This window comes from Paenibacillus sp. 01T422 (assembly GCF_056398785.1).
The window spans coordinates 1-7,046 of record NZ_JBFTQB010000272.1; the positions used below are offsets into that span (position 1 = coordinate 1).

The window sequence follows — 7,046 nt, forward strand, 5'->3', positions numbered from 1 at the left end:
TCGTTATGCTGCTTGGCGTCGGGGGTTACATGGTTATCCAGAATACGATTTCCCTTGGTGAGCTAGTTGCTTGCTTCAGCTTAATCTGGTACATCATCGGCCCGATGTGGGGACTTGGTTTCCATATTAATAACTTTACGAATACGAAAGCTTCTGGCGAGAAAATTCTCGATATTTTGCATCAGTACTTACATGTGAAAGATCAAGCAGATGCAGCTATCGTAAAAAGCAGTGAAGTACAAGGAAATGTACGTTTCGACAATGTTACTTTTGCTTATCCGGAAAAACAGCCAGCTTTATATGATTTCAGCTTGGATGCTCCGGCAGGCTCAGTGATCGGGCTGCTCGGCAGCACGGGTTCAGGTAAAACGACAGTGATTTCACTGCTAATGAGAGCGTATAACGTGAAAGATGGCCGAGTGATGCTCGATGGCAAAGATGTTCGCTCGCTAGAACTTGAAAGCTATCGTAGTCAGATTGCAACCGTTTTCCAAGAAACGTTCCTTTTCTCTTCAACTATTCTTAACAATATCGCATATGGGCGCAAAGATGTCACGATGGATGAAATTATTCGGGCAGCGAAACTGGCTAAAGCGCATGATTTCATTTCTGAATTGCCAGAGGGCTATGACACTGTTGTCGGTGAGCGTGGATTAGGGTTATCTGGCGGTCAAAAGCAGCGTATTGCCATTGCTCGAGCATTGATCAAAGATCCCAAAATATTAGTACTTGATGATGCAACTAGCGCTGTTGATATGGAAACAGAACACGAGATTCAAGCAGGCTTTAGCGAGGTAATGCAGGGAAGAACGACATTCATTATTGCCCATCGTATTTCATCCTTGAAGCATGCTGATGAAATTATCGTGCTCGATAAAGGAAGAATTGTTCAAAGAGGCAAACATCATGAACTTCTGCAGCAAGAAGGCCTTTACCGTCAAACTTACGATATTCAATATGCAGATCAACCGAAGAAAGCGGCTGAAGATGATCAAGTTGCTGCAGCCAAAGATTCAGAATTAGATGCGATAACGCGAAACCATTCCTCCTTGCAAGAAAGAAKGTTAGCACATTGAGTAAGAAATCGAATCAAGCCGAGGCGGCTGCCAAGATCGAAGACTCTCAAGTTGGGCAGCGATTTGTCTACCAGGACGATGAGTTGATTGATAAGCCCTTCGACTGGGGGCAATTGAAACGTTTATTTAGTTATATGAAGCCGTATAAGAAACAAATGCTGCCAATTATCATCATTATGATGCTGGTGGGAGCTATTACCAAATTAACGGTACCCTTACTGATTAGAGAAGCGATTGATAAAGCTATTATACCTAAAAATACGAACTTTCTGTTAATCATTGTAGGTATCATGCTTGGCGTATATATCATTCAATGGGTGGCAAATACGTTCAGAATTAAGTACACGAATATGATTGGACAACGTGTTATTTATGATTTGCGTCATGATTTGTTCAGCCACATTCAAAAACTATCGTTCCGATTCTTCGATACACGTCCAGCAGGATCTGTTCTTGTTCGTGTAACGAACTATGTGAACTCGCTGCAAGATTTGTTCACGAACGGGGTCGTCAACTTGTTAATTGACGTCGTTCAGCTGCTTGGGATCATTATTATTTTGCTGACTTTTAATTTTAAATTAGGGGCAGCCATTATTGTGACAGTTCCGATCATGTTCATGATTTCTACCAAGCTGCGCAAAAAGATTCGCCATGCTTGGCAGGATGTAACGATGAAGCAATCGCGGCTTAATGCCCATTTGAATGAGTGTATTCAAGGGATAAAGGTCACCCAAGCTTATTCGCAGGAAAAAGAAAATATTCAGTTTTTCACCAAAATGAATATGATCAACCGTTTGTCCTGGAATCGCGCTTCTATGCTCAATCAGTCATTCGGACCTCTTATCGAGATTACAGGTGCTATCGGATACTGCATTCTATTCTGGCTAGGTGCTTATTTAATCCAAACAGAGGAAATTTCAGTCGGTTTACTGGTTGCCTTCGCTACTTACATAGGTTATTTCTGGGAGCCAATTACGCGTCTAGGTCAGATGTATTCGCAATTGCTCATTGCAATGGCTTCAGCTGAGCGGATCTTTGAGTTTATCGATGAGAAGCCTTCTGTCGCTGAGCTTGAAGGTGCGAAAGACCTGCCTAACATCCAAGGTAATGTGAAGTTTGAAAATCTCGTATTCGAGTACGAGGCTGGACGTCCGGCATTAAAAGGTTTTAATCTGGATGTGCGTGCTGGGCAATCTATTGCGTTGGTGGGGCATACGGGATCGGGTAAAAGTACCATTATGAATTTGCTTTGCCGATTCTATGATCCTACTGAAGGACGTATTACGATTGACGGTAACAACATTYGCGATATTACGATTCAAAGCTTGCGTTCCCAAATAGGCGTCGTTCTGCAAGATACGTTTATTTTCTCAGGAACGATTCGAGATAACATCCGTTTTGGTCGGCTGGATGCAACAAATGAAGAGATTGAAGTGGTTGCTAAAGCTGTTCATGCTCATGATTTTATCGTCAGCTTGCCGAACGGCTATGATACAGAGGTGCAGGAACGCGGAAATGTCTTATCGATGGGACAACGTCAGTTGATTTCCTTTGCGAGGGCGCTGCTTGCGAATCCGCGAGTGCTCATCCTGGATGAAGCCACGGCTAGTATTGATACGGATACGGAGCTGAAAATTCAGGAAGCTCTCAAAACGCTTCTCGCTGGCCGGACTTCCTTCATTGTGGCGCACAGACTTTCTACGATTCGAAAGGCGGACAAAATCGTCGTGTTGGATCATGGCCGCATGATGGAAATCGGCAATCATGATGAATTGATGAAGGAGCAAAAAATTTATTATGGCTTGATCCAAGCGCAATATAAGTTTTTGCAGGATGCTGTTTAAAACTGGAACCTGGCGGTGATGTTCATACCGCTAGGTTTATTTATTTGGATAAGAGTTGGGGTGGCGTTGGCGAAACTTTCATCATTTAGAGGGAGCTCTGAGTGATCTCGTTTCGCTATGAACTTCACTAACTGAACCTCACGCTCCCACGAACATTAGTACTTTAAGCACCGCCAATAGTTGCACCATGATACAAGGAACAGGATAAGTATGGCATTTAAAAGCTTCCAACAGTAACCACGACATTGCCGTGATAACATAAGCCTGTGGCACGATGAACTCCATCAACTATACCCTGAGATATGGAACAATCTACCAGAAATAATAGCCTGCAGTACGGCATATTCCCCCAACGAACCCCCCGCGACACGATAGACACTGTCAACAGCAACCCGCAGCACACTACATTCCACCAACTAACCCTCGCGACACGACAGACACTATCAACAGCAACCCGCAGYATGTTACATTGCAACAACTAACTCCTCGCGACACGACACACTCTATCAACAGCAACCCGTAGCACGCTACATTCCCCCAACGAACCCACGCGATACGACACACCCACTAACTGAATCCTTCTTGTTCGGTACATCTACTGCTAACGGACACACAAGCCGCTATACGGCAAAAAGAGACCACTTTGAATATCTAACGGACCGGGGAGCTGTTATATATCGGATTTACAGTGGTTTCAGCATGTTTCATGTCAATTAAGGTTTCCTATGTCCGTTAAATTCGAAATTAACTCAAAAAGTAACCAATAGCGGCATCTCTGTCCGTTAGAGTTTGATAATCGCAACAACATGAACTGCCCCACCAAACTCTGGGAATCTATATCCCCACAACAGTAACCCCACGCCACAACCAACATTACAAACCCCACAACAAACCCCACGCCGCAACCAACATTACAAACCCCACAACAAACCCCACGCCCCAACCAGTAACATTGCGAACCCCACTAACAGTAACCCCAAGACCCAACCAACAATAACATTACAAACCCCACAACAAACCCCACGCCCCAACCAACAGTGACAATATACGAACCCAACCAACAGTAACTACGAGACCACACGACTCACTCCGCCAACCGCAACCTCCGCGACACGATATACTCTCTCAACCGCAACCCGCAGCACGTTACATTCCACAAACTCAACCCATCCAGTTCTATACATGAACTGCTAACGGACCCAAAAGCCGCTATTCAGCAAATAAAGTCCAGTTTAATTATCTAACGGACTGAGGAGTCGTTATATATTGAATTTATAGTGGTTTAAACAAATTTCATCACGATTAAAGCTTCCTGGGTCCGTTACATTCCAAATTAACTCTAAAAGTAACTATTAGCGGCACCTCAGTCCGTTAGAGCTCGGCCGCTCCTGCCAGCACAAGCCCCCACACCAGTCAAACATAATTGAGGGTGTTTGAATGATGGCCAAGTATGTTATACTAGAAAAAAACGAACATATGATCGATTTTTACATAGCGCCAATATGCAGCGTTTGCAAATTTATTCTAGAAGCTATACTCTTAGTATGAATTATGCCATTTATTCGCAGGAGGGGACATTCTTGAGATCATCTCGCTTCATATGGGGAACAATTGGCTTAACCGCATCCATTACGACGATTGTTTTCGCTGTAGGATTTGCTTACGCGGCGAATCAGATATTGTTTCCGAAAGCTTCTGGATCGCTTCAATTGGCGACAGAGGCTCCGAAGAAGGAATCGATGATAGAGAGCAAAGCAAAGTTGCAAATTGTGGCTCTCGGCGATTCATTAACGGCAGGAACGGGCGACAATACAGGCAAAGGTTATGTGGGCCGCGTTCGTGAAAAACTGGAAAAAGAAACAGGCAAACCGGTATTTGTGCTTAATAATTTAGCTATTCCAGGCTATAGAAGCGACCAGTTGTTAGCTGATCTGGAGCTAAAGAAGACACAGGATGCGCTTGCGCAGGCTGATATTATTTTGCTCACCATCGGTGGTAATGATATTTTTGCCGGTGGAGACGGACTTTTTACAGGGGACAACCAGACGGAATTTAACCCTGAAGCAGCGGTAAGCCGTGTGGCTCCGGCGCTCGATAAGATGCAGAAAATTCTCGAAGCGATTAATAAGGCCAACCCTAAGGCAACCGTGATGTACGTTGGTTTATATCATCCATTCCTTGATTTGGATCCCAAACAGGAAGGATCGCTCATTGTACAGCGTTGGAATAATGGTGTTTTCGAAATGATCAATCGGTACCCGCAAATGGTGATTGTCCCGACTTATGATTTGTTTGAACAAAATTTGATTAAATATTTGTCTTCGGCTGATCATTTTCATCCTAATGGGGATGGTTATGAGCGGATTGCAGATCGAATTTTACAGATTCTGAAGTAATGGGGGCAGGCAAATTGACTAAAGCAGTAATCGTTCCTGAGACCGTATTGTCCGTGAAAAATTTGAAAAAGCAAATTAAAAATAAAGAGATTATCAAAGGGATTTCCTTTGATGTCTATGCCGGGGAAATCTTCGGTTTCCTAGGTCCCAACGGTTCAGGGAAAACAACAACCATTCGAATGCTTGTTGATTTAATTCGGCCCACAGAAGGGACGATTCACATTTGTGGATTCGACGTCCGCAAAGAGCATAATCAAGCCATGCGTCACGTTGGCTGTATTGTTGAGAACCCGGAACTGTATTCGTACTTGACAGGATGGGAAAATCTCGAGCATTTTGCAAGAATGCTGCCTAATGTTGACGAAACGAGAATTCAAGAGGTTGTTGAAATTGTTTCTATGGATGGTCGTATTCATGATAAAGTTCGCACATACTCCCTTGGTATGAGGCAACGGCTTGGTATTGCGCAAGCGCTTCTGGGACGACCTAGCTTATTAATCTTGGACGAGCCAACCAATGGACTTGATCCCCAAGGAATCAAGGAAATGAGGGAATTTATTCAGCGTTTGGCGGCTGATGGATTGAGCTTATTTGTGTCCAGTCACTTATTGAGCGAGATACAGCAAATGTGTGACCGTGTAGCGATTATTAGCCATGGACAAGTCATTCGAGTAGGAGCGGTAGATGAGTTGATTGCGCAAGGTGGCAAAGTGGTTTGGTCCGTGTCTCCGGCCGATAAGGCTGAGGGGCTTCTCGATGCGTCACCACTTGTTATTGCGATTGARGAAATTGGACAAGTAGACCCCCTGCATACACATGCTTCGGTGAGATCAATTGTTACCCAAATGGATAAAGAGCATGTCCCGCAAATAAGTAGGCAATTGATGGAAGCAGGAATTAGCCTCTATGCTGTAGAAATCAAGAACCCAACGCTGGAAGATTTGTTCTTGAGCCTAACCGAGGGTGAAACCATACAATAGGAGAAGGTGAAAGAAATGCGTATTCTGTATGAACTCGTCAAAAATGAATGCATCAAAATGATCAAGAAAAAACGATTTTATGTGATCATCCTGATTCTGCTTGCCCTTATTCCTATGTTTACTTATGCCCAAATGCGTGTGGCCCAAAATACTCAAAAACAATTTGGAACGACAGACTGGAAGGCAGATCAACGCCAAAAAATTATTGATTGGGAGAAGCGATTAAGCTCTGCACGTACACCGGATGAGTGGAAGCAGCAGCTTAAAGTGCAGATACAGATTGCTAATTATTATTTGGAAAAGGATGTCGATCCTAACTCGCCTAATGCTGTTACTTTCACGCGCGAGTTTGTCAAGAATGCCGTCTCTCTATTCATTCCGTTGATCATCATGGTCATTTCTGCTGATATCGTATCATCCGAGCATTCTACGGGGACTATTAAATTATTGTTGACAAGACCGGTCCGGCGATGGAAAATCCTATTGAGCAAATTAATAACTGTTATTTTCTTTACTTCGCTTACGGTACTGTCGACTGGCGTGGTGTGTTACTTGATTTCTGGCCTTGTTTTCGGCTATAACGGATGGATGATGCCAATTTTTACCGGCATTCAAATCAGTGGCACGGATGTCGATTTCAGTCTGGTAAGAGCGGTCGATCAGTGGTTCTTTCTCTTGATGGAGTTTGGATTAGTATGGTTTTCGGCAGTCGTCGTCGCGCTCATGTCGTTAATGATCTCAGTTCTCATT

At 43.8% G+C, this 7,046-nt stretch carries 5 protein-coding genes; all 5 read left to right on the plus strand.

All coding sequences use genetic code 11. The features are described 5' to 3' along the window. Positions 1-1,076, plus strand: a 1,076-nt coding sequence (locus tag AC1DUA_RS16655; protein WP_477500831.1) for an ABC transporter ATP-binding protein, incomplete at its 5' end; no start/stop codon positions are given. After that, positions 1,073-2,920 (plus strand): ABC transporter ATP-binding protein, encoded by a 1,848-nt coding sequence (locus tag AC1DUA_RS16660; protein WP_477500832.1) that lies wholly within the window; start codon positions 1,073-1,075, stop codon positions 2,918-2,920. The genes AC1DUA_RS16655 and AC1DUA_RS16660, both read left to right, overlap by 4 nt. Before the next feature lie 1,580 nt (positions 2,921-4,500). Then, a complete protein-coding gene (locus AC1DUA_RS16665; protein WP_477500833.1) occupies positions 4,501-5,316 on the plus strand; it encodes a GDSL-type esterase/lipase family protein in 816 nt (271 codons plus the stop codon). Further along, positions 5,316-6,296 (plus strand): ABC transporter ATP-binding protein, encoded by a 981-nt coding sequence (locus AC1DUA_RS16670; protein WP_477500834.1) that lies wholly within the window; start codon positions 5,316-5,318, stop codon positions 6,294-6,296. Before AC1DUA_RS16665 ends, AC1DUA_RS16670 begins: the two co-directional genes overlap by 1 nt. A gap of 15 nt (positions 6,297-6,311) precedes the next feature. After that, the coding region (locus AC1DUA_RS16675) for an ABC transporter permease (RefSeq protein ID WP_477500835.1) at positions 6,312-7,046 on the plus strand (735 nt) is incomplete at its 3' end.